The sequence below is a fragment of the Haladaptatus sp. T7 genome, assembly GCF_026008575.1.
GTDB lineage: Archaea > Halobacteriota > Halobacteria > Halobacteriales > Haladaptataceae > Haladaptatus > Haladaptatus paucihalophilus.
This window is the reverse complement of the sequence record NZ_BROP01000001.1, coordinates 191,156-212,677: the sequence shown is the minus strand read 5'-3', so window position 1 is coordinate 212,677 and position 21,522 is coordinate 191,156. Positions and strand designations below refer to the sequence as shown.

Annotated in this window: 19 protein-coding genes; 9 read left to right on the top strand and 10 right to left on the bottom strand. The window is 63.5% G+C overall.

Going from position 1 to position 21,522, the window contains the following annotated elements; translation table 11 throughout:
• The first annotated feature begins 121 nt into the window (after positions 1 to 121).
• Entirely contained in the window at positions 122 to 1,042 is a 921-nt protein-coding gene (gene rocF / locus OPC11_RS01210) for an arginase (RefSeq protein WP_007980394.1), read from the top strand.
• Between the two features lie 344 nt (positions 1,043 to 1,386).
• On the opposite strand, the gene gyrA is transcribed toward rocF, so the two are convergent.
• From gyrA to OPC11_RS01195, 3 genes are all read right to left on the bottom strand, one after another.
• The gene (gene gyrA / locus OPC11_RS01205) at positions 1,387 to 3,882 is read right to left on the bottom strand and encodes a DNA gyrase subunit A (RefSeq protein ID WP_007980393.1); all 2,496 of its coding nucleotides are present in this window, start codon (positions 3,880 to 3,882) and stop codon (positions 1,387 to 1,389) included.
• Positions 3,879 to 5,795, bottom strand: coding sequence for a DNA topoisomerase (ATP-hydrolyzing) subunit B (gene gyrB / locus OPC11_RS01200; RefSeq protein WP_264780771.1), 1,917 nt, complete (start codon positions 5,793 to 5,795; stop codon positions 3,879 to 3,881). The genes gyrA and gyrB overlap by 4 nt, the downstream gene beginning before the upstream one ends.
• A gap of 101 nt (positions 5,796 to 5,896) precedes the next feature.
• The gene (locus OPC11_RS01195) at positions 5,897 to 6,565 is read right to left on the bottom strand and encodes a hypothetical protein (protein ID WP_264780770.1); all 669 of its coding nucleotides are present in this window, start codon (positions 6,563 to 6,565) and stop codon (positions 5,897 to 5,899) included.
• Positions 6,566 to 6,795: 230 nt separating this feature from the next.
• On the opposite strand from OPC11_RS01195, the gene OPC11_RS01190 reads away from it, so the two are divergent.
• The 3 genes from OPC11_RS01190 to OPC11_RS01180 all read left to right on the top strand — a co-directional run bounded on the left by OPC11_RS01190 (position 6,796) and on the right by OPC11_RS01180 (position 10,586).
• Entirely contained in the window at positions 6,796 to 9,213 is a 2,418-nt protein-coding gene (locus OPC11_RS01190) for a DNA topoisomerase VI subunit B (RefSeq protein ID WP_026177732.1), read from the top strand.
• Positions 9,210 to 10,304, top strand: coding sequence for a DNA topoisomerase IV subunit A (locus OPC11_RS01185; protein ID WP_264780769.1), 1,095 nt, complete (start codon positions 9,210 to 9,212; stop codon positions 10,302 to 10,304). The genes OPC11_RS01190 and OPC11_RS01185 overlap by 4 nt, the downstream gene beginning before the upstream one ends.
• A 96-nt stretch (positions 10,305 to 10,400) precedes the next feature.
• On the top strand, positions 10,401 to 10,586 hold the full coding sequence (locus OPC11_RS01180; protein WP_007980388.1) for a hypothetical protein: 186 nt from the start codon (positions 10,401 to 10,403) through the stop codon (positions 10,584 to 10,586).
• Positions 10,587 to 10,592: 6 nt separating this feature from the next.
• Here OPC11_RS01180 and OPC11_RS01175 read toward each other — a convergent pair whose 3' ends face one another.
• The 3 genes from OPC11_RS01175 to ligA form a co-directional block, all read right to left on the bottom strand.
• Positions 10,593 to 11,447, bottom strand: coding sequence for a zinc ribbon domain-containing protein (locus tag OPC11_RS01175; RefSeq protein WP_264780768.1), 855 nt, complete (start codon positions 11,445 to 11,447; stop codon positions 10,593 to 10,595).
• Positions 11,448 to 11,530: 83 nt separating this feature from the next.
• The gene (locus OPC11_RS01170) at positions 11,531 to 12,280 is read right to left on the bottom strand and encodes an MBL fold metallo-hydrolase (RefSeq protein ID WP_264780767.1); all 750 of its coding nucleotides are present in this window, start codon (positions 12,278 to 12,280) and stop codon (positions 11,531 to 11,533) included.
• A gap of 104 nt (positions 12,281 to 12,384) precedes the next feature.
• Positions 12,385 to 14,031 (bottom strand): ATP-dependent DNA ligase LigA, encoded by a 1,647-nt coding sequence (gene ligA / locus OPC11_RS01165; protein WP_264780766.1) that lies wholly within the window; start codon positions 14,029 to 14,031, stop codon positions 12,385 to 12,387.
• Positions 14,032 to 14,152: 121 nt separating this feature from the next.
• Here ligA and OPC11_RS01160 point away from each other — a divergent pair, with 121 nt between their 5' ends.
• The gene (locus OPC11_RS01160) at positions 14,153 to 14,629 is read left to right on the top strand and encodes a hypothetical protein (protein ID WP_007980383.1); all 477 of its coding nucleotides are present in this window, start codon (positions 14,153 to 14,155) and stop codon (positions 14,627 to 14,629) included.
• Positions 14,630 to 14,655: 26 nt separating this feature from the next.
• Complete coding sequence (locus OPC11_RS01155; protein WP_264780765.1) at positions 14,656 to 16,158, top strand: hypothetical protein; 1,503 nt, start codon at positions 14,656 to 14,658, stop codon at positions 16,156 to 16,158.
• On the opposite strand, the gene psmB is transcribed toward OPC11_RS01155, so the two are convergent.
• Positions 16,155 to 16,877: an archaeal proteasome endopeptidase complex subunit beta gene (psmB, locus tag OPC11_RS01150; RefSeq protein ID WP_007980377.1), complete on the bottom strand. Its 723-nt coding sequence runs from the start codon at positions 16,875 to 16,877 to the stop codon at positions 16,155 to 16,157. The genes OPC11_RS01155 and psmB overlap by 4 nt on opposite strands.
• 88 nt (positions 16,878 to 16,965) lie before the next feature.
• Positions 16,966 to 17,145: a hypothetical protein gene (locus OPC11_RS01145; RefSeq protein ID WP_007980375.1), complete on the bottom strand. Its 180-nt coding sequence runs from the start codon at positions 17,143 to 17,145 to the stop codon at positions 16,966 to 16,968.
• 281 nt (positions 17,146 to 17,426) lie between these two features.
• Here OPC11_RS01145 and OPC11_RS01140 point away from each other — a divergent pair, with 281 nt between their 5' ends.
• From OPC11_RS01140 to OPC11_RS01130, 3 genes are all read left to right on the top strand, one after another.
• A complete protein-coding gene (locus OPC11_RS01140) occupies positions 17,427 to 18,095 on the top strand; it encodes a helix-turn-helix domain-containing protein (RefSeq protein ID WP_264780764.1) in 669 nt (222 codons plus the stop codon).
• Positions 18,096 to 18,200: 105 nt separating this feature from the next.
• Positions 18,201 to 18,479: a HalOD1 output domain-containing protein gene (locus tag OPC11_RS01135; protein ID WP_264780763.1), complete on the top strand. Its 279-nt coding sequence runs from the start codon at positions 18,201 to 18,203 to the stop codon at positions 18,477 to 18,479.
• Between the two features lie 40 nt (positions 18,480 to 18,519).
• Positions 18,520 to 18,729, top strand: a complete 210-nt coding sequence (locus OPC11_RS01130; RefSeq protein WP_007980368.1) for a hypothetical protein — start codon at positions 18,520 to 18,522, stop codon at positions 18,727 to 18,729.
• 82 nt (positions 18,730 to 18,811) lie between these two features.
• Here OPC11_RS01130 and OPC11_RS01125 read toward each other — a convergent pair whose 3' ends face one another.
• Together OPC11_RS01125 and OPC11_RS01120 are read right to left on the bottom strand one after the other, a co-directional pair.
• Complete coding sequence (locus tag OPC11_RS01125; protein ID WP_264780762.1) at positions 18,812 to 20,530, bottom strand: adenine deaminase C-terminal domain-containing protein; 1,719 nt, start codon at positions 20,528 to 20,530, stop codon at positions 18,812 to 18,814.
• A complete protein-coding gene (locus OPC11_RS01120) occupies positions 20,527 to 21,480 on the bottom strand; it encodes an MBL fold metallo-hydrolase (RefSeq protein ID WP_007980364.1) in 954 nt (317 codons plus the stop codon). The genes OPC11_RS01125 and OPC11_RS01120 overlap by 4 nt, the downstream gene beginning before the upstream one ends.
• Positions 21,481 to 21,522 lie beyond the last annotated feature (42 nt).

The window sequence follows — 21,522 nt, the reverse complement described above, 5'->3', positions numbered from 1 at the left end:
TAAATCCGCCGAATATGGTGGGAGAATCGCGGTACCTTACCCGTCAGTACTCCGCTCTTAAATAGAGTTCCATCCGGTCGAAAGGGAGCTTTTGAAACCCCCCCGACCCGTCCATTCGATCATGACGAAACCCGTCCAGATAATCGGGGCACCGGTCGACTACGGCGCGAACCGACGTGGTGTGGACATGGGACCATCCGCGATTCGCTACGCGGGGTTGGCCGAGGAACTCGCCAATGCCGGTGTGACCGCCATCGACTCCGGCGACCTGACCGTTCCGCGAGCCGAAGAACGCGACCCTGAAACCGAGGAGCCGAGGGAGGGCAAAGCCAAGTTCCTCCGCGAGACGGCGGACGTGTGTTCCCGCCTCGCCGACGAGGTGGCGGACGCCATCGACGACGACGCCTTCCCGCTCGTCCTCGGCGGCGACCACTCCATCGCCATGGGGACGCTCGGCGGTGCGGCCCGCGACGCCGAAATCGGTGCCATCTGGTTCGACGCGCACAGCGACTTCAACACTCCGAAGACCTCCCCGAGCGGGAACGTCCACGGCATGCCGCTCGCGGGCGCGCTCGGCATCGACGACTTCGCGGATACTGACTGGGCGAACGCTCCCGGCTTGCGCGCCGAGAACGTCGTCCTCGTCGGCCTCCGGAGCGTGGACGACACCGAAGTCGACGCCATCCGCGAGAGCGGCGTCACCACCTACACCATGTCCGACATCGACGAACACGGCATCACCGAAATCGTCGAGAAGGCACTCGACATCGCCACTGACGGCGTGGACGGCATCCACGTCAGTTTCGACATGGACTGGCTCGACCCCAAGGAAGCGCCCGGCGTCGGGACGCCGGTCCGCGGCGGCGTCAGCTACCGCGAAGCCCACTCGGCCCTCGAAACCGTGGCGACGCGCAACGAGGCGGACGGCATCCTCCGGTCGCTCGAATTCGTGGAAGTGAACCCGATTCTGGACGAACACAACGAGACCGCCACGCTCGCCACCGAACTCGCCGCGAGCGCGCTGGGGAAGCGTATCCTATAGCACCTTTTGCCGCGTGAGTGCGTCTTTGGCGCACTCACTGGCAAAATCTGCACCAAAAGCCTCCTCTTTCATTTCGATGGCAGACGCGCGGCGCGTCTGCCATCTCCATTCAGTCGTCGGCCCGAAAAATCGGAGATTTTTCGGAGAGATAGCTAGCGACGAGCGGTTGTGTTAGTTTCGTCGCCTTGGTGGCTGTGAAGATTCCGATTTCGGTGATTCCTCAAATTCCGATTTCGGCGGCCGCGACAATTCCGCTGCTTCGATGGTGTGCTGATCCGATGGTCGTGATGACGAGCGCCACGAACCCTGAGAAAAGAAAATGTGTTCGAAAAAACGGAGCGTCGCTACTCGTCCGCGACCGGTTCCGATTCCTCGGCCGTCTCGGCGTCGTCCGGGACCGCTTCCGCGGCTTCGGCGGGAATCACGTCCACGCTCGCCACGCGGTCGTCCTCGTCTACGTCCATCACGGTGACGCCCATGGTGTTCCGGCCGACCTCCGAGATGTCTTCCGCCCGGATGCGCATTATCTGGCCGCGCTCGCTCATCAGGACGAGGTGGTCGTCCTCGATGACGGTCTTTATCTCGGTGACGTGGCCGTTCCGGTCGCCCGTCTTGATGTCGATGAGTCCCTTCCCGTTGCGGGACTGGGAACGGTACTCGGTGAGTTTCGTCCGCTTTCCGTACCCGCGCCGGGTGACGGTGAGGAGGTCGTCAACGTCGCCGTTCGCGGCGACCATGCCGACGACTTCATCGTCGTCGTCCAGTCGAATACCGTGAACGCCGCGGGCGCTTCGGCCCATCTCGCGGGCCTCCGTCTCGTCGAAACGGATCGTCATCCCGTTCTTGGTGGAGACGAGCAGGTCCTTCGTACCGTCCGTCACCTTCACGTCCACGAGTTTGTCGCCGTCTTCGAGTCGCGCGGCGATGATGCCGGTCGAGAGGATGTTCTCGAACTCCTTCGCGGCGGTCCGCTTGACGTATCCCTGCTGGGTGACCATGCTCAGCGACTCGTCCTCCTCGAACTCGTCCGTCGTGATGACGGCGGTGATGTCCTCACCCTTATCCAAATCGAGGATGTTGACGGCCGACTTGCCGCGCGCCGTGCGCGACATCTCGGGTATCTCGTAGGTCTTCAGGCGATAGACCTGTCCGTGGTTCGTGAAGCAAAGCAGGTAGTCGTGCGTGTTCGCGCGGAACACCTTCGAAACCGTGTCGTCCTCCTTCACGTCCGCGCCGATGATACCCTTGCCGCCGCGCCCCTGCGCGTCGAACTGTTCGATGGGCATGCGCTTGACGTAATCCTGCTCGGTGACGACGACGAACACGTCCTCCTCGGCGATGAGGTCCTCGCGGGTGACTTCCGAGGTGTCCTCCACGATTTTCGTCCGCCGCTCGTCGGCGTACTTCTCCTTCATCTCCAGCAGTTCCTCCTTGATGACGCCCAGCAGTTCCGACTCGTCGCCGAGGATGGTTTCGAGGCGCTCGATGCGCGCCGTCACGTCCTCGTATTCGGCCTCGATTTCCTCGGATTCGAGCGATGTGAGGCTCCCGAGTTGCATCCGAACGATGTGTTCGGCCTGCTTTTCGGAGAAGTCGAAGGTCCCTTGGAGTCCCGACCGAGCACCGTCGCGGTCGTCGGCGTTGCGGATGAGTTCGACCACATCGTCGATGTTGTCGAGCGCGCGCAATCGGCCTTCGAGAATGTGCGCCCGTTCTTCCGCCTCGTCGAGTTCGAACTCGCTTCGTCGCCGAACGACATCGCGGCGGTGGTCCAAGTAGTGCTGAAGCAGTTCCTTCAGCGTCAGGACTTTCGGCTGGCCATCGACCAGCGCCAGCGAGATGATGCTGAACGTGCGTTCGAGGCGGTGGTTCAGCAGTTGGTTCTCGACGACCTCCGGAATCGCGTTCTGCTTGAGTTCGACCACGACGCGGATGCCGTCGCGGTCGGACTCGTCGCGCAGGTCGCGGATTCCCTCGATGGTGCCGTCGTTGACGTGGTCGGCGATTCGTTGGATGAGTCGCGCCTTGTTCGTCTGGAACGGCAGTTCGGTGATGACGATGCGGTCGTCCTGCACCTCGTACTCGGCGCGGACGCGGAGGCGTCCTCGGCCGGTTTTGTACGCCTGGTGGATGGCGTTTCGTCCGACGATGTTCGCGCCGGTCGGGAAGTCCGGTCCCTTGACGTGCTCCATCAGGTCCTCGACCGTCGCGTCCGGGTTATCGATGAGTTCGACCGTCGCGTCGATGACCTCGCCCAGGTTGTGCGGCGGGATGTTCGTGGACATCCCGACCGCGATACCGGACGACCCGTTGATGAGGAGGTTCGGCACCGCCGACGGGAGGACTTCCGGTTCCTCCAATCGCCCGTCGTAGTTGGGCTTGAAGTCCACCGTGTCCATCTCGATGTCGGCGAGCATCTCCTCGGACAGCGAGTCCATCCGCGCCTCGGTGTATCGCATCGCCGCTGGCGGGTCGCCGTCCACGCTGCCGAAGTTCCCCTGCCCATCGATGAGCGGGTACCGCATGGAGAACGTCTGTGCCATCCGGGCGAGCGCGTCGTAAATCGACTGGTCGCCGTGCGGGTGGAAGTCGCCCATGGTATCCCCGACGATGTTCGAGGACTTGCGGTGACTCGCGTTGCTCGTCACGCCAGACCGGTGCATCGCGTAGAGGATGCGCTTGTGCACGGGCTTCAACCCGTCACGCACGTCGGGGAGGGCGCGACCCGCGATGACGGACATCGCGTAGTCGATGTAGCTCTGTTCCATCTCGTCCTCGACGCGGACGCTCTTTACCTTCTCCGCGACCTCGTCGGGGAGGTCTGATGTGTCTGAACTCATATATCGACCCACTCCGCTTCGGTGGCGTGGTCCTGGATGAACTGCTTTCGCGGCCCGACGGCGTCACCCATCAGCACCGAGAACATCTTGTCCGCCGCCGCGGCGTCCTCGATGGTTATCTGCTTGAGGATGCGGTTTTCGGGGTTCATCGTCGTCTCCCACAGTTGCTCCGGGTTCATCTCGCCCAGTCCCTTGAACCGTTGGACTTGCGAGGGGTTGCCGTCGCATTTCTCCTCGATGATCTCGTCGCGTTCCTCCTCGGTCATCGCGTCGTACGTCTTGCCGCGGTAGCGGACGCGGTACAGCGGCGGTTGGGCGGCGTACACGTAGCCCGCCTCCAACAGCGGCCGCATGTACCGGTAGAGGAGCGTCAGATAGAGCGTTCGGATGTGCGCTCCGTCCACGTCCGCGTCCGTCATGATGATGATTTTGTGATAGCGCGCGTCGTCGATGTCGAACTCCTCGCCGACGCCGGTGCCGATGGCGGTGATGAAGTTTCGAATCTTCTCGTTCTCCAGCACGCGGTCGAGACGGTGTTTCTCGACGTTCAGCACTTTTCCGAACAGCGGCAGGATGGCCTGGAACTCGCGGTCGCGGGCCTGCTTCGCGGACCCACCCGCCGAGTCGCCCTCGACCACGAACAGTTCGGACTTCGTGGGGTCGCGCGACTGGCAGTCGGCGAGTTTGCCCGGGAGCGCGCTCGATTCGAGCGCGCTCTTCCGGCGCGTGAGTTCCTCCGCCTTCTTCGCGGCTTTCCGGGCCTTCGCGGCCTCGACTGCCTTGCTGATGATGGCCTGTGCGGTGTCCGGGTGTTCCTCAAAGTAGACCGACAGTCCCTCGTGGACCGCGCTTTCGACGATACCGCGGACTTCGCTGTTGCCGAGTTTCGTCTTCGTCTGCCCCTCGAACTGCGGGTCGGGGTGTTTCACCGAGATGACCGCCGTCAACCCCTCGCGGATGTCCTCGCCCCGGAGGTTCTCGTCGAGGTCGCCCAGCATGTCGTTATCGTTCGCGTAGTCGTTAACGACGCGCGTGAGGGCGGTTTTGAACCCGGTCAGGTGGGAACCACCTTCGCGGGTATTGATGTTGTTGGCGAAGGCGTGAATCGAGCCCTGAAGTTCGTCCGTGGCCTGCATCGCCACCTCGACTTGGATGTTATCGTCCTCGTCCTCGAAGTAGATAACCTCGTTGTGGAGGGCGGTTTTCGTCTCGTTCAGGTACTCGACGAACTCGCGGATGCCGCCGCTGTAGTGGAACGTATCGCCTTTCCCCTCGTCGCGCTCGTCGGCGAGCGTGATTGCGACGCCGGAGTTGAGGAAGGCGAGTTCGCGGAGTCGGTTTTCGAGCGTGGAATAGGTAAAATCCGTCGTCTCGAAGATTTCCGTATCGGGCCAGAATCGCTGGTACGTTCCCGTTTCCTCGTCGTCGCGCATGTCGCGGACGCGCTCCATTTCGCCGGCCGGGTCGCCGCGCTCGAACGTCTGTTTCCAGACGCCGCCGTCGCGTTTCACTTCGACGTCGAACTTCTCCGAGAGGGCGTTCACCACGGAGATGCCGACGCCGTGGAGGCCGCCGGAGACCTGGTAGGATTTGTTGTCGAACTTCCCGCCGGCGTGGAGGACGGTCAAAATGACCTCCAACGCGGGCATGTCGTACTCCTCGTGGCGGTCCACGGGAATCCCGCGTCCGTCGTCCGCGATGCTGACGGAGTTGTCTTCGTGAATCGTTACGTCGATGCTGTCACAGTACCCGGCCAACGCCTCGTCGATGGAGTTGTCCACCACTTCGTAGACTAGGTGATGTAACCCACGAGAGTCGGTAGAACCGATGTACATTGCCGGGCGCTTTCGAACGGCTTCGAGCCCTTCGAGGACCTGAATCTGCCCGGCGCTATACTCATTTCCGTCGCTCATAAATTCTGATTTTTAGTAGGCAGGCACCACTGATAAAGCTCACGCACGCGCGCGCGGTGCGAATTAAAATTATCCACCCCTCCCCTTTTCATGTCCCCTCGTCAGGAGAGAGAAAGACCGAACCGCCACGTCGATTCCGAGTCGTTTCGCCGAAACGCGCGAACGAACTCGTACGTCCCGGCGGGGAAACAGGACGCGTTCTCCGGGTGGTTCCACAGTCGATACGGTTCCCGCCGCGTTTCGCCTCCCGCGAGCGTTATCGACCGTTCCGTGTCCGGCATTCCCCTCGCAAGCGTCCGCGCGTCGGGCTGCCAACAGCCGTCGGTCCGGTTCCACTGTTCCCCCTGGCCGACCAGCAACAGGCGAGCGTCGCCGTTCGATTTCGACCCCGTGACGACGTTCAACCCTCGCGGGAGCGTGTACGAGAGCGTGACCGACGCCGACGTTCGATTGCGCAGCGAGAACACCACTTCCGCGGTGTGGTCGGCGGTAATTTCCGACTTCGTGAGGTCGATTGCGACGGAGACGTCGCCCGCTTCGAGCGTTCCCGCGTCCGCGACCGTGACCGTCCGGTTCGCGCCGCCCCTCGACCCGGATTCGGTCGTCGTTCTCGTTTCGTCCGTCGTGCGCGTTTCGGTCGCGGTTCGCGTTTCGGCGGTCGTCCCCGTCGATTCGGTCGAGGACGAGTCGGTATCGGACGCCCCACCGAGGCACCCCGCGAGCGTGCTCACGCCGGACAATCCCGCGGCGAGGAATCGTCGTCGGTTCATGTTTCGACCATCGTGTTCGGGAAGGAAAGCGACACCGATGGCTCAAACGACGATTTGAGATACTTCGAAGAAAACCAATCGACGCACGGCGGTTCGGGCGGGGAAAATCTCGGTGTCGAAATCGGCAAAAGGGGAATTCGGAATGGAGACGGCGCGTCGGCTTCACTTTCACTTTCACTCCACCCCATCGGCGCAGTTTTAACGTCCCCGACGATAAATACGCCCGAAGAATGCCTTCGATGCAGTCTACGCTCGGCGACGAGGGGATCGCCGAAGAGTTGGCCGAAAGCCAGCGACAGATCTCCATCGCCGAGTTCTTTGAGAAGAACAAGCATATGCTCGGCTTCGACAGCGGTGCCCGGGGGTTGGTCACCGCCGTCAAGGAGGCGGTCGACAACGCCCTCGACGCCTCCGAGGAAGCCCGATTGAAGCCGTTCGTCCGCGTGAAAATCGAGGAAGTCGGCGACTACTATCGACTCATCGTCGAGGATGAGGGACCGGGGATTACCCGCGAGCAGATTCCGAAAGTGTTCGGGAAACTGCTCTACGGGTCGCGGTTCCACAAGCGCGAGCAGTCGCGCGGGCAGCAGGGTATCGGCATCTCCGCCGCCGTCCTCTACTCCCAGCTGACGAGCGGGAAGCCCGCCAAAATCACGAGCAAACCCAAGGGAAGCGACCGACAGCGCTACTTCGAGCTCATCATCGACACCGACGAGAACGAGCCCGAGATTCAGTCCGAATCCGACACGCCGCCGGTCGGCAGGGAACTCGTCGGCACCCACGGCACGCGCATCGAACTCGAAATGGAGGCGAACATGCGCGCGCGCCAGCAGCTCATCCGGTACATCAAACACACCGCCGTCGTCAACCCGCACGCGAAGATCGTCTTCGAGGAACCGGGGATGGAAGACGGCGAGGAGATGGTGTTCGAACGCGCCGACGGCGCGAGCCTCCCCGCCGAAACCGAGGAGATTCGCCCGCACCCACACGGCGTCGAACTCGGAACGCTCCTGAAGATGCTCGGGAGCACCGACTCGCACAGTATCTCCGGGTTCCTGCAGGAGGAGTTCACCCGCGTCGGAAAGAAGACGTCCGAGAACGTCATCGAGAACTTCCGCGACCGGCACTACGGCCGGGAGGCCGCGTGGCGAGCGCCCCAAGCGCACGAGGAGGTTGACATCGAGTCGGCCGTCGAGGAAGCGGTGGCGAACAAGGGTGCCGAGGCGACCGACGCCTTCGCGGCCGCGGTCGCGGAGAAGGCCGCCGAGAGCGACCGAATCTCGCACCACCAACTGCGGGCGATCATCGCCGTCGCGGCCGACGAAATCGAAGCGGAGTTCGGAACCTCGTTCGGTGCGACGGTGCAGGAAAACGCCCTCGATTCGGCGTGGGCCGCGATCACCGACGACCGCGTGACGGACCTGTACGAACTCGTGGACGACGCGACGAGCGTCCGGAAGGACGACGAGACGGTTCGCGCCCTCGCGGAGCGAATCGCCGCGAAGTTCGAGAACGAGGACGGCCACGACCGCGCGACGGAAAAACGGCTCGAAGAATACGTCGGCCGCGCGGCCGACATGACCGAGGAGCGCGAGGACGTGACCATCGGAGAGACGGCCCGCGAGAACGTCGTCGATGCCATCTGGGATTCGATGGTGACGGTTCCCGACGACGTGCCGAAGGTCCGCGAAGTGGGGGACAGCCGCGATATCGCGAGCGAACTCCTCGACGCGATGAAGGAGACGGACATCATCTCACCGCCGACCAACTGCCTGTCGCCCATCACCGCCGACCTCGTGGAGGCCGGACTCCGAAAGGAGTACGACGCGGACTTCTACGCGGCCGCGACCCGCGACGCCGACGTTCACGGCGGCGACCCGTTCATCGTGGAGGCCGGAATCGCCTACGGCGGCGACCTACAGGCCGAAGGGTCCGCCGAACTGCTCCGGTTTGCGAACCGCGTGCCGCTGGTCTACCAGCGCGGCGCCTGCGCGACGACGGACGTGGTGAAATCCATCGGCTGGCGTAACTACAACCTCGACCAACCCGGCGGCCGCGGCGTCCCGAACGGCCCGGTCGTCATCATGGTTCACGTGGCGTCCACGAACGTCCCGTTCACGAGCGAGTCGAAGGACGCCATCGCCAACGTCCCCGAAATCGAGGACGAAATCGAACTGGCGATTCGGGAGGCGGCCCGCGAACTCAAATCCTACCTCAACAAGCGCCAGTCGCTCAAGAAGCGCCAGAAGAAACAGAACGTCATCGCCACCATCTTGCCCGAAATGGCCGAGAAGCTCTCGGCCGTGACCGGCCGCGAGGACCTCGAAATCGGCGACTCGCTGGCGCGCATCATGAACAACGTGCTGGTCGAGCGCGAGGTCGAGGAGGACACGGTGAAACTCGTCGTGGAGAACCACGGTTCGACGAACGAATCGCCGAAACTGACCGACATCGTGGCGACCAAGCCCGAAAACCTGTCCGACGGTGCGAGCGCCGTCGAGATGGACGGCGAGTGGTTCGTGACGTGGGAACCCACCGTCGAGAGCGGTGAGGAATCCGTTCTCGAATATCACGTCGCCGAAGACGTATCGTTCGACGCCGTGACCGTCGAAGGAATCGAAGACGAACGACTGACCAACAACACATGAGCGCAGACAACGACAACGCAGACGCCCAAGCGAAACTCATCGACCTCGCCGCGGAGTTCTACGACCAGTTCGCGGGCGGGCAGATTCCCGAGATGTCCATCCCGACCCGGACGAAGAGCAACATCGAGTACGACGAGGACGCGAACGTGTGGGTGTACGGCGACCGGAAGAGCACCCGGAGCGCGAACAGCGTCCGCGGGGCCAGAAAGCTACTGAAAGCGGTGTACACCATCGACTTCCTCACGAATCAGTTGGAGGAAGACCGCTCTTCTACCCTTCGTGAGTTGTACTACCTCTCGGAGTCGTGGGACGCCGACGAAGCGCAGTTTTCCACCCAAGACGAGTCGAACCAGCTCATCGAGGACTTGGAAATCGTCTCGGAGGTCACCCGCGAGGACTTCCACATGCGACCGGAGGAGTCCGGCGCGAAGGTGATGGGTCCGCTGCTCCTCCGGGAACAGACCAACCGGGGCGACCGGGAGATTCACTGCCAGGACGATGTGGGACAGGGCGGGTACCAGATTCCGAACAACCCGGACACCATCGAGTTCCTCGACAACGACGCGGATTTCGTCCTCTGTGTCGAGACGGGTGGGATGCGCGACCGACTCGTCGAGAACGGGTTCGACGAGGAGTACAACACCATCATCGTCCATCTCGGCGGGCAACCCGCGCGGGCGACCCGCCGCCTGACGAAGCGACTGCACGAGGAACTCGACCTGCCGGTCACGGTCTTCACCGACGGTGACCCGTGGTCTTACCGCATCTACGGGTCCGTCGCCTACGGGTCCATCAAGAGCGCGCACCTGAGCGATTACCTCGCCACGCCCGAGGCGAAGTTCATCGGCATCCAGCCGAAGGACATCGTGGAGTACGACCTCCCGACCGACCCGCTGAGCGATTCCGACAAGAACGCGCTCGAAAGCGAACTCGAAGACCCGCGCTACCAGACCGACTACTGGGAAGAGCAGATAGAACTCCAACTCGACATCGAGAAGAAGTCCGAACAGCAGGCGCTCGCCTCCCACGGACTCGACTTCGTGACCGACACCTACCTCCCCGAGCGGCTCTCGGACATGGGTATCATCTGAACCGACGGTCGCTTTTTCCGAATCCGCCCCGTCGAGAGAATTCTTTCGCGTGATGAGTAGGTAGTCTCATCAATGGTCGGTGCGTACGAAAGACGCATGCCGAATGGGCTGAACCTGAAACTGACCGGCGTCGGCGCGATGATCTGCGGGGTTGTCTGGGTGCTGACGACGTACTCGGTGCGCGTCTCGAACCCGTTTCTGGCGCGACTCGCGGGCGTGGTCGGCGTCGGCCTCGCCGCGCTTGCAGTCGTCGATGCGCTGGACGGCGGCCTGTCGGACTGACCGCGCTCAGACGAACTCGGTTTCGGCGGTCCCGGTAGCGTCGGCTTCGACTCCGGCACCACCGGATTCGAAGTCCCCGCGAGCGCACGACCGACAGTAGTGGTTGTCGCCCTCGTTGACCGTCCGCACCGGGATTCCGGCGACGTACGTGCGCTCGTGGTAGGTTCGCTTTACCCCGTTTCCGACCGGTTCGGCACAGACGGAACAGGGTGTGGCCGGTTCGAAGACCGTCTTTTCGTCCGTCGAACGGACGCGACCGAATGTCGTGGGAGATTTGAAACCGGGGACGTGCTTGGGGGCGAGCAAGAGTAAAAACAACCCGAGCAGGAGTGAGGCGGTCCCGAAGACCAATCCCGCACCGGCCCAGTTGGTCAAGAGGAGGAACGACCCGAACAGGACGCCGAACAACCCGAAAAAGGAACTCACGAGGAATCCGAGGGCGCTTTTCGCCGACCAGCCGGTCGAAACGCCCTCGTTTTCGAAGTACTCCTCCGAGCCGTCCGCACGCAGTTCGATTCGCTCCGCGCCCGGCGAGTAACAGTACCACGCGTAGAGCAGGTTGCCGACGCCGCTGGTGGACATGAGCAGGAGGATGTGGAGCGGAATCGACCCGAACCCGCGATTCACCATCACCACGCGCTCGCCGTAATCGTGTTTCACGTCCCATCCTTCGACCGTGAGGTCTTCCACCCGGCGGCGAAATCCGGGGTCCTGCGGATGGCGGGTGCCCGCACCGTGTGTGTAGCGGCGACCGTCACCCGCCGCTCCGACCGCACTCCCGCATTGCGAACAGAACGAATCGCCGGGGGAGAGCGCCGAACCGCACTGCGAACAGAAGTTGGAGGTTCCGTGGGGACGCATGGAGGAACCATCTCGGCCGCGGGGCAAGAAGATTGTGTTGAAGTGAACGGTTCGAATCGATGAACGAATCCCCGTTCCGATTTTCAGTCCTCGTCCAGCGCAACCGTGATACCCCTGTTCTCGACGTCCTCCGCGAACGCGGCCGAATCGGTTTCGAGCGCGGCGAACGTGCCGTAATGAATCGGCACCACGAGGGCCGGGTCGAGGTCGGCGGCCAACGCGGCCGCCTCGCGCCGGTCCATGGTGAAACTGCCGCCGATGGGCGGGAGGAAGACGTCCACGTCGAGCGCCCGGTGGCCCGAGAGCGCGTCGGTGTCGCCCGGCCAGAAGACGGTCGTCCCGTCGAGCGAGAGCAGGTAGCCGATGCCGAATCCCTTCGGGTGGAACGGCTCGCCGTCGTCCCCGGTGTGCGGGCCGTTTTCCTCGTTGTAGGCCGGAATCGACCACGCGTCACAGTCGCCGACCGTCAGGTGGTCTTCCTCGCCGATTCGCACTACGTCGTAGGGCAGTTCTGACGGCGGCATCACGTCCCGCCCGATAGCACCTGCGTCCACGCCCTCGTAGACGACGACCGTGGCGTCCTCGCCCGCGACGCGCTCGATACCGTCCGAATCGTAGTGGTGGTCGTGGGTGACGAACACCGCGTCGCCGTCCGCCGCGCGGTAGTCCACCGGGTCGGGATGGGGCGCGTCGGGGCTGTCCGGTTCCCACTCGCCCGTCAGCACGCCGTACCGCCCGGGGTCGATGTACGCGACGAAGCCGTCCGCGGTTTCGAGGCGCACGGTCGCGTAGCCGAACCATTCCACCGTCACGTCGTCGTGTCGAACCGTCACGGGTTTCGATAGGGCGGGTTTCGAAGAAAAGCGTTCGGATGGCGGCCGAATCCGACGACAACGTACCGGAGCCAGAGTCCGACCGCGACCGCCGACCCGCTCGCCTACTGCATCTCCGCGAGGCGTTCGATTCGTTCCAGCGAATCCGCGCTCTCCGGCGTCTTGTCGTCGCGCACCCCGAGGAATCGCGGGAATCGGAGGGCGAAGCCGGACGAGTAGGTCGGCGACTCCTGTATCTCCTCGTAGCCCACCTCGAAAACGACGTCCGGCGATATTTCGACCGTTTGGCCGTCTTGCGTGGCGATGTGGGGTTCGAGCAGTTCGGTCAGTTCGGCCAACTCCTCGTCCGTGATACCCGTCGCTACCTTGCCGAGGGTTTCGAAGTCGCCGTCCTCGGTCCGCGCGGAGAGCAGGAAGGTCCCGAGGAAACTCGCCCGGCGGCCCTCGCCCCACTCCGCGCCCGTCACCACGAGGTCAACCGTCTCCACGTCGGGTTTCCGCTTCCGCCAGTTCTTCCCGCGGCGACCCGGCGAGTAGGTCGAGTCGGGGTTCTTGAGCATGATTCCCTCGTGGCCCGCGTCGAGCGCATTGGCCTCGATGTCGGCGATTTCGTCCTCGTCGCCCGTGACGGTCAGCGCGGACACGCCCCCGGACAGAATCTCCTGCAGTCGGTCGTGGCGCTCGACGAGCGGCGCGGTGAGCAGGTCCTCGCCGTCGGCGTGCAGGCAGTCGAACGCCCGGAGTTCGACGGCGACTTCCTCTCGGGCGCGGGCCACGTCGTGCTTGCGGCGGAACCGACGGAGCACCTCCTGAAACGGGAGGGGTTCGCCGTCGTCCATCGCCACGACTTCGCCGTCCACGATGGCCGGTGCGGCGAGGTTCTCTTCGGCGTACTCGACGACCTCCGGTAGCGGGTCCGTCACGTCCTCCATGTTCCGCGAGAAGATTCGAACCGTCTCGCCGTCGTAGTGCAGTTGCACCCGCGCGCCGTCGAACTTCCACTCGACGCCCGCCTCCTCCCAGTCCTCCAGCGCGTCCGTGACGGTGCCCGCCTGCGCCAACATCGCCTGCACCGGCCTGCCGACTTCCAGTTGCAGGTCGTCCAACCCGTCTTCGCCCTCCGATTCGGCGACGCGGGCGACCCGTCCGTAGTCGTTCGACACCTGCAAGGCCCGCTGAACCGACTCGACCGGCACGTCGAACGCCGCCGAGATGGCGTCCCGAACCGTTCCCTCGCCGACGCCGATTCGCATCTCCGAGAGGACGAGGCGGGCCAGATACCGCGCTTCGAGCGATTCCGTGCGGTTGAACAGCCCGAACAGGATATCTATCTTCGTGTCTTGACTGCCCGACCCCTCGGTCGTGGCGAGCGCGTCGAGTTCCGTCGCAACCTCCGCGACGGTCAGTTCGTCCCGCCCGCCGCCGAAAGCGGCGAGACCCTGCTGACCGCCGAACTCGTAACTCGCCGCGACCGCGCCGATATCGCCCATCTCGGCGAGGCGGTCCTCCACGTCGTCCGCCGAGACGTTCTGCCCCGCGGCGCGGGCGATGGCGGTGTAACACAGGTTCGGCCCGATGTCGAGCGTCGTGGAATCCCACGCCGGGAACACCCGCCCCTGCACGAACCGGGCCAGCACTTCGAGGTCGTCGTTCGCCGACGAGAGGAGGTCGGTGACGGCATCGATGATGTCGCTATCGGCACTCAATTCCTCTATCTCCGCGGCCGTGTCGGCGAACTCCCCGAACTCCATTATCGGCCGTTGCCGTCGGTCGGAGTTAAGCCTACGGCTTTCGATTTCGAGGGAGTTCGTGACTCAAACGCTCGTTTTACCGTTCCGATAGTTTATGGCTGAACACTTCGAGGGGGTATGCATGCGACGCCGCGAACTGCTCGTCTCGACCGGGGTTGCCGTGACCGCTGGTTGTATCGGGGGCTTCGTGGGCGGACGATGGTCCGAGGGACACGTTCGTGGCGTGGATTTCTCCGTCCAAAAATCTCCCGCGGATACCGAGGTAGACGCACCGCCGACCGTCGAATTTCGGCCCGAATCGAGTCGGGTCGTCGTCACGGGAACGCTTTGGGTCGGTTCTAGCTCGTGTAACGAGGCGAAGTTGGACGATGTTTCGTACCACGAGCGGGACGGAAGGCTCGACGTCGCCGTTACGTCCGGCGAAAAGGGTGGCCTGCTCCACGACGTCCCGCTCCTGCCGGTCGGCTGTACGGCGGACATGTCCGCGGACGCGTACGAACTCGTCGTCACGTTCCGCGGCTCGTTCCCGAAAACCGTGGTCGCGGTCGAACACGACGGCGAACCGGAACGAACGAAGGCGACGAAGCCCGTGGATTGAAGCGTCTGGCACTCTCACCCCCTCGCATGACGTCCGACCTTGCGTCGCAGGTAAAAGACGTGGCGACGGTAGACAGGGAGGAGTTTCAAACTCGTGTCGAGGAGGACGCAGAGGTCATCAAGCGAGAACTCGAAGACGGGACGTTCGACAACCCGCAATCGATCGTCGGGTTCGAGTACGAGTTCTACGCGGTGGACGCGGAGACCAAAGCGCTCTCCCGCGTCCCCCGGCGACTGCTCTCGCTCATCGGCTTCGAGAAGGAACTCGGCCTGCACAACGCCGAGATGTCCACGAGTCCGCAACCGCTGAACGAACACGGCTTGGCCGCACAGGAGGCGGAGGTGAAAGCCCGCCTCTCGGCGGCGGAAGCGCGAACGGGTGCGGAGGGAATGCGCCTCGTCAGCGACGGCCTGTGGACGATTCCGCCAACCGGCGAGACGGCCACCCGGTATCTCACCGACGGCGTGGACGACGACGGCGTTCAAATCGCGTCGAACATGAGCAACTCGGTGCGCTATCACGCGATGGCGAACACGGAGGAGGCCGTCGGGATGGAACTCGACGCGCCGCACGTCTCGCTCTCGGCGAAGACGGTCATGCCCGAGAGCCTGATAACGTCCATCCAACCCCACTATCAGGTGCCACACGCCCGCGACTTGCCGACCTACTTCCAGTACGCGGTTCGAATCGCGGCCCCGCTGTTGGCGCTCGGCGTCAACTCGCCGTTCTTCCCGCCGGACCTGTACGACGACGTGCCGCCGGAGGAAATCGTGGACGAGGCGTGGATGGAGAACCGAATCCACGTTTTCGAGTCGGTGTTGAACGCGTTCGACCCCGGGAAAGTGCGCTTCCCGGAGGACATCGATTCCGCGGCGGACGCCATCGACAACATCGCGGCGGACCGGACCATCGTCCCGATGCCCGTCTCGCGGTCGAACCGCTTCGACGACGAGTTCGCCCACTTCCGGCTGAAACACGGCACCTACTGGCGGTGGGTGCGCCCGGTCTTCGGCGGTTCGACGCGCGCCGACGCGAACGCGCGCATCGAGTTCCGCCCCATCGCCGCCCAGCCGACGGTCCGTGATTCCATCGCGTTTCAGGCGGCCTTCGCGGGGCTGTTGGAGAGCACCTTCCGCCGGGAGCACCCGGTTCACCACCTCGATTGGGTGGTCGCGCGGGACAACTTCTACGCCGCCATGCGCGACGGACTCGACGCCGACCTGTACTGGATAACGAACGACGGCAAGGAGACGACGGAGACGGACGACCTGTTCGCCGACCTGTTCGCACACGCGAAGGACGGCCTGCAAGCGCGCGGCCTCTCGGACGAGCAGGCCGCGAAGTATCTCTACCCGCTCCGACAGCGCGCCCGCCACGGCGTGACGCCCGCTGGATGGAAGAAACGAGAGGTTCGGGAACGGCTGGACGACGGCGAGACGCTCGCCGATGCGATTACCGGCATGCAACGCGCCTACATCGACCAGCAAAAGGAGACGTTGCTCGACGGAAGTTTCACCGACTGGGATTAGAGTACGTCGTCGAAGTCCTTGTGTCCGGTAATATCGACGCCTTCCTCCGTGATTTCGGCGAGGAACACGCCGTTACCGCTGCCCGTGTCGCGCTCGACGGCGCTCTTGATACCGCGGGCCGCGACCATTTTTGCTTCCTCGTTCGAGAGACCTTCCTCGTAGTCCTGTTCGAGGACACCGTAGGCGAGTTGCATCCCGCTACCCGTGACGGTGTAGTCGTCGGACATGACGCCACCGGCGGGGTCGAGGCTGTAGATGTGCGAGCCTTCCTCGTCGATACCGCCGAGGATGGGCGAGACCATGAAGAACGGGCCGCCGCGGAGCATGTTGCCCGCGAGCGTCGAGAGAGCCTGCATGCTCATCTGCTCGCCGCGTCGGGACTCGTAGAGGTTAGACTCGATGCGCATCGTTCGGATGAACGACTGTGCGCCACCGACGGACCCGGCCATCGTCAGGGCCGCCGTCGGGTGAATCTGCTCGACCTTCTGGACGTTCTTGTTGGAGACGAAACGTCCGGCGAGGCTGGCGCGCATATCCGTCGCCATGACGACGCCGTCGGCGGTCGTGAGGCCGATGGTCGTCGTTCCGGTCTTGTTGATGTTCTCCATGTCCTTTTTCGAGTACTCGTTGTCGGGGAGCGAGCCGATCTCCGGCTCGTACGGACTCGTATCGTTACCGTTCAGGCGCTCCAGATTACGCGAGAAGTCGGAACCGTGCATTGGAGTACGCATTACCCGAACGTAATCCGTCAGCACTGATAAAACCAACCCTTCCGGGGTGTAACGAGGGATAAAACGAGCGGCGATATCAGGGCTGTGCGTCCTTCGTCTTCTCGTAGGACGTCGCCAGGGACGCCACTACTCGGTGCATGGGAAACGGAACTCCTGCCCGTCGAGCGACGAGAGCGACCGGAAGCAGGCAGATTCCGGCCAAGACGCTGAGCTGGTACAGGGCAAACAGTGTCGCGCGTCGAATCGGTGCGAACATTGCAACTTCACCCGAGCCTGAGCCACACCTGTATAAATAGATTATCGCTTGGCAGAATTCATAACTATTTATAACTCCAAAGTACCCCACTCCCGTCTTGCGATTCAACCGTGTTTGTGGAGTGTCCAACTCGATGTGAATTCGCGGGGGTCGAACGCGGTGGTCACGGCGTTCCAACGCCGTCAATATGCGTAAGTTATGCGCATCATCATCGTCTCGTGCGCGGCGGACCCCCGCGAATGGCCGAAAGGATTGACGCATGCCGTGCCCTATTGTCCCTCGTGAACGTCGTCGTCGAACTGCGACTCCCACATGACGAGTTCGCGCTCGGGGAGTTGTTCTCGTATCGGTCCGACATCCGTATCGAGTTGGAGCGTATCGTGCCGACGCGGGAGTGCTCGATGCCGTTCGTCTGGGTCGCCACGGACGACACGTCATTTCTCGCCGATATCACGCCGGAGACACCGGCGCTCGAATCCATCGCCGTCCTCAGCGAAACTGAGAACGGGGCGCTCTGCCGCCTCGTCTGGTCGGATTCAGCCCAAGGTATCCACGAGATTCTGACCGAACAGGACGCGACGCTCCTCGATACCGTCGGGAACGAGGAGGGCTGGCTGTTCCGGGTTCGGTTCCCGGACCACGACTCGACCACGCGGTTCCGTGAGGCCTGTGACGAGCGGTCGATTTCGTACGAAGTCCGTCGCATCTACCCGGTGGACGAGTTCCCGACGAAACGATACGGGTTGACCGACGAGCAGCGAGAAGCCCTCTCGACGGCGTTCGCATCGGGGTACTTTCACGTTCCCCGCAAGACCTCGCTCTCGGAACTCGCCGAAACGCTCGATATCTCGCCGCAAGCCGCGTCCGGTCGCCTCCGGCGGGGATTGGAGCGAATGCTCGAAGCGACGCTGTTGCCCCGCAGCGACTCGGTGGAATCACGGGAGGGGTAATAAAGATATGAACTACGAAACCCCAAACATTCCGTTTATGGTACGCCTCCAAACAAAAGATGCGAGCGATATCGTTTTCCGTGCGAGCGCAAGGAGGTATTTGACATGAGCCGGGAGTCGAACGAGCATCGGACGCCCCTCCACGAGACGGTTCACGAGGGCGGTCCGATAGCCGAGACGGTTATCGACGCTATCGCCGAAGTGACTGACAGCAGTTCGACGGAGATAGAACCGCTGTACGAGAGCATCGACCCGGATGCACTGGAGGACCTGTTCGGTCGCCACTCCGAGAAACGCGTCCCGAGGCGGGTCGAGTTCATCCACAAAGGGTTCGCCGTCGTCGTCGAACGAAACGGTCGAGTCACCATCTACGAGGACTCGTAGCGCCCACTACGCTTTTGGCCGTGTTCGACGTATTCGCCCCATGCCAGAGAACGAGTACGACGTGTACCTCGTCCCGAGTGGCAAACGGGGGAAAGATCAGAACATCGTATCGCCGGTCGAAGGAGACGAACTCGAGTTCTACGACACGGGGGTTTGGCTGCACCGAAAAGGCGGGAGAAACTTCTTCCCGTACGAGCAGATTCGAACGATTCGAGAACACGGGGGAGAGGAGGTAGAAGCGAGCGAGTAGGCGAGAAAGGAAAGAGCCGAAGAGTGAGAAAGAGCCAAGGGAGTAGGAAAGAGTCGAGAGGAATGTCGAAAATTCCCGCCGACTATTCGGGCGTCAGGCCGACGATTTCACGCGAGAAGATGTCGGCGTAGCCCGAGAACGACAGTTTTAGCGAGGGGACGCCGGGGAAGGTCAGCGTCTGAATACCGATCATCGGCCGTTCGACGTCCGTGCCGAGGCTACGGAACGCACTCTCGATGGCGGTGTACAGCTTCGCCGTTTCCTCGACTTCGAGGTCCGAGCAGACGCCGGCGATTCGAGTCGGGAGTTCGGCAACCACGTCGCCGTCCCTGACGACCGCCCAACCGCCGCCCATCTCGTTGACGTGGGCGACGGCGCGTCTGAGGTCCTCGCCGCTCCCGAGCGCAAGCACGCCGGGCGTCTCCCAGACGAGGCTGGTCGCAACCGCTCCTTCCACCGGACCAAAGCCGGTCACGAAGCCGGTGAAACCGGTTCCGTCCCCGTCCGGGTGCCGGTCGAGAAGGGTGACTTTCAGCAGGCCGTCTTCGGGTGCGGCGACGAGTTCCCCGTCCTCGACCGGCGGTCGAACCCGCGTCTGGCCCGAAATCAGGCCTTCGCGGTACTCGATGGCGCGAACCTCGCCGTCGTCCGCTACGTCGGCGGGCACGCGGAACTCCTCCGGGTCGGTGCTGACGTTCACGCTGTCGTAGAAGTGGTCCGGATACTCGTAGGAGCGCGGGGCGACGGTCGTCTCGTGGTTGTTGTAGACGACCTCGCCGCCGTTGATGACCGTGGTGACGTTGACGGTTTCCAGGTCGTCGATGAGCAGGATGTCGGCGATGTTGCCCGGCGCGAGCGACCCGAGGTTCGGCAGGTCGAAGTGGCGGGCGGGGTTGAGCGTCGCCATGCGGATGGCGTCCGCGGGCGCGACGCCCTCCTCGATGGCTCGGCGCACCACCACGTCCATGTACCCCTCGCCGATGAGTTCGCGGGGCCACATTCCGTCAGTCGAGAGCGAGATTTCGGCCGCGCCGACCTCCTCGTAGGCCTCGCCGACCGCCGCCATGTCGTCCCGAATCGACCCACAGCGACCCACGGCGTGGATGCCGTTCTCGACGCGTTCGATGATGTCTTCGCCCGTTATGGACTCGTGGTCGTCGTCCACGATGGTGGCGAACGCCTGTAGTTTCTCGCCGGAACAGCCCGCGCCGTGGCCGGTGACGGTCTTGCCTTCGAGGTGGGCGCGCTCGTACAGTTCCTCCGTCGGCGAGTCGCGGCCGACCGCGTGAATCCAGTCAGTTTCGCCGACGCCGACGACGCGAGCGTCGCCGAGGAGGTCCGTCAGCGATTCGGCGTCCCCGCGCGCCGGTTCGAACGTGTCGATGAGGGGTTGGGGCGGGACCGTGGCGAACACCCGAATCGGGAGGTAGGAGGTCGCGGCGAGCAACTGTTCGACGCCCTCCACGCCGAATGTGGGACCGAACCCGGAAACCTCGGTCACGACCGTCGTCGTGCCGCCTTCGAGGGCGTAGTGGTAGGCGTTCTCGAACGTCTGGTGGAGGTCGATGTGCGTGTGTGCGTCGATGAAACCGGGGGTGACGACGCGATCACTAGCGTTGATGACCGTCGTCTCGTCACCTATCGACTCGGTGCCGTCCTCGGGCAGCGCTGCGACGCGATTGTTTTTGACCACGACGTCGCGCGCCTGAAACTCGCACAGTTCCGGCATGAGGACGCGACCGTTCCGAATCACGAGGTCTGCGGGTTCGTCACCGAGCGCGACAGGTTGCAGTTCGTTCATTGAGTTACTCCTTCGTACACGACGACGCCACCTTGTTCGTGTCGGTTCACTTCGCCCCGCTCTTCGAGCACGTCGAGGTGTCCCACCGCCTCGCTCATTCCGGGGAAGTACTCCGTCGCGGGGAGGTCGCCGAACAGTTCGGTCATCACGTCGAACGCGGTCGTCGGGCCGTCGACGAGCGCACGGACGTTCTCCGTCCGCTCTTCGTGTGCGGCGAGGATTTCGTCGATTCGTTCCGCCGGGTCCGTTATCTCCTCGCGGTGGCCCGGCAGGAGGTAATCGAGGTCACGGTCCCGGAGCGCCGAGAGCGAGCGATTGAACGCCGGGAGGACGCGCGGACGACGGTCGCCTTCTTCCGCGGGCGGTTGGAGGAGCGGGTTCGGCGTGATGTCGGCGAGCACGTGGTCGCCGACGATGGCCTTCGATTGTCCGTCGTGCTCGAACGTGAAGATGGTCTCGCCGGACGAGTGGCCCTGCACGGCCTCCGCAGTCAGTTCGACGCCCTCGACGGTAACGGACTCGCCGTCGTCGAGTTCGAGGTCGGTTTCGACGCCGGGGGCCACAGAGAGGTAGGCCTCCGGCAGGTCGGTAACCGTTTTGGCGGTCGTTTCGGCCATTCCACAGCGGTCGAAGAAGTCGGCGAAGTATTCCTGTTCGTACGCGAGTCGGTCGCCGAAGTCCCGGACGATGGCGGCCGCTTCGGTACTGGCGACGATGCGGGCACCCGATTCTCGAAGCCGTTTTGCCGACCCGAAGTGGTCGGGGTGGGGGTGCGTGATGAGCACCTGTTCGATGTCCGTGGGAGCGAGGTCGTGTCGCTCCAATCCGTCGAGCAGCGCGGTCCATGCTTCCTCACTTCCCGGACCCGGGTCGACCAGCGTCCGCCCCGCGAGATAGGCGTTCACCGGTCCGATTTGAAACGGCGTCGGAATCGAAAGCCGCGTAAACATACATGCGTTCTTTCTTGGCCCGCGGTAAAACCGTTTTTGAAC

Excerpts from the sequence above, each read along its gene's own strand:
- rocF (WP_007980394.1), top strand. The coding sequence starts at position 122 with ATGACGAAACCCGTCCAGATAATCGGGGCACCGGTCGACTACGGCGCG.
- gyrA (WP_007980393.1), bottom strand. The coding sequence starts at position 3,882 with ATGAGTTCAGACACATCAGACCTCCCCGACGAGGTCGCGGAGAAGGTA.
- gyrB (WP_264780771.1), bottom strand. The coding sequence starts at position 5,795 with ATGAGCGACGGAAATGAGTATAGCGCCGGGCAGATTCAGGTCCTCGAA.
- OPC11_RS01195 (WP_264780770.1), bottom strand. The coding sequence starts at position 6,565 with ATGAACCGACGACGATTCCTCGCCGCGGGATTGTCCGGCGTGAGCACG.
- OPC11_RS01190 (WP_026177732.1), top strand. The coding sequence starts at position 6,796 with ATGCCTTCGATGCAGTCTACGCTCGGCGACGAGGGGATCGCCGAAGAG.
- OPC11_RS01185 (WP_264780769.1), top strand. The coding sequence starts at position 9,210 with ATGAGCGCAGACAACGACAACGCAGACGCCCAAGCGAAACTCATCGAC.
- OPC11_RS01180 (WP_007980388.1), top strand. The coding sequence starts at position 10,401 with ATGCCGAATGGGCTGAACCTGAAACTGACCGGCGTCGGCGCGATGATC.
- OPC11_RS01175 (WP_264780768.1), bottom strand. The coding sequence starts at position 11,447 with ATGCGTCCCCACGGAACCTCCAACTTCTGTTCGCAGTGCGGTTCGGCG.
- ligA (WP_264780766.1), bottom strand. The coding sequence starts at position 14,031 with ATGGAGTTCGGGGAGTTCGCCGACACGGCCGCGGAGATAGAGGAATTG.
- OPC11_RS01160 (WP_007980383.1), top strand. The coding sequence starts at position 14,153 with ATGCGACGCCGCGAACTGCTCGTCTCGACCGGGGTTGCCGTGACCGCT.
- OPC11_RS01155 (WP_264780765.1), top strand. The coding sequence starts at position 14,656 with ATGACGTCCGACCTTGCGTCGCAGGTAAAAGACGTGGCGACGGTAGAC.
- psmB (WP_007980377.1), bottom strand. The coding sequence starts at position 16,877 with ATGCACGGTTCCGACTTCTCGCGTAATCTGGAGCGCCTGAACGGTAAC.
- OPC11_RS01145 (WP_007980375.1), bottom strand. The coding sequence starts at position 17,145 with ATGTTCGCACCGATTCGACGCGCGACACTGTTTGCCCTGTACCAGCTC.
- OPC11_RS01135 (WP_264780763.1), top strand. The coding sequence starts at position 18,201 with ATGAGCCGGGAGTCGAACGAGCATCGGACGCCCCTCCACGAGACGGTT.
- OPC11_RS01130 (WP_007980368.1), top strand. The coding sequence starts at position 18,520 with ATGCCAGAGAACGAGTACGACGTGTACCTCGTCCCGAGTGGCAAACGG.
- OPC11_RS01125 (WP_264780762.1), bottom strand. The coding sequence starts at position 20,530 with ATGAACGAACTGCAACCTGTCGCGCTCGGTGACGAACCCGCAGACCTC.
- OPC11_RS01120 (WP_007980364.1), bottom strand. The coding sequence starts at position 21,480 with ATGTTTACGCGGCTTTCGATTCCGACGCCGTTTCAAATCGGACCGGTG.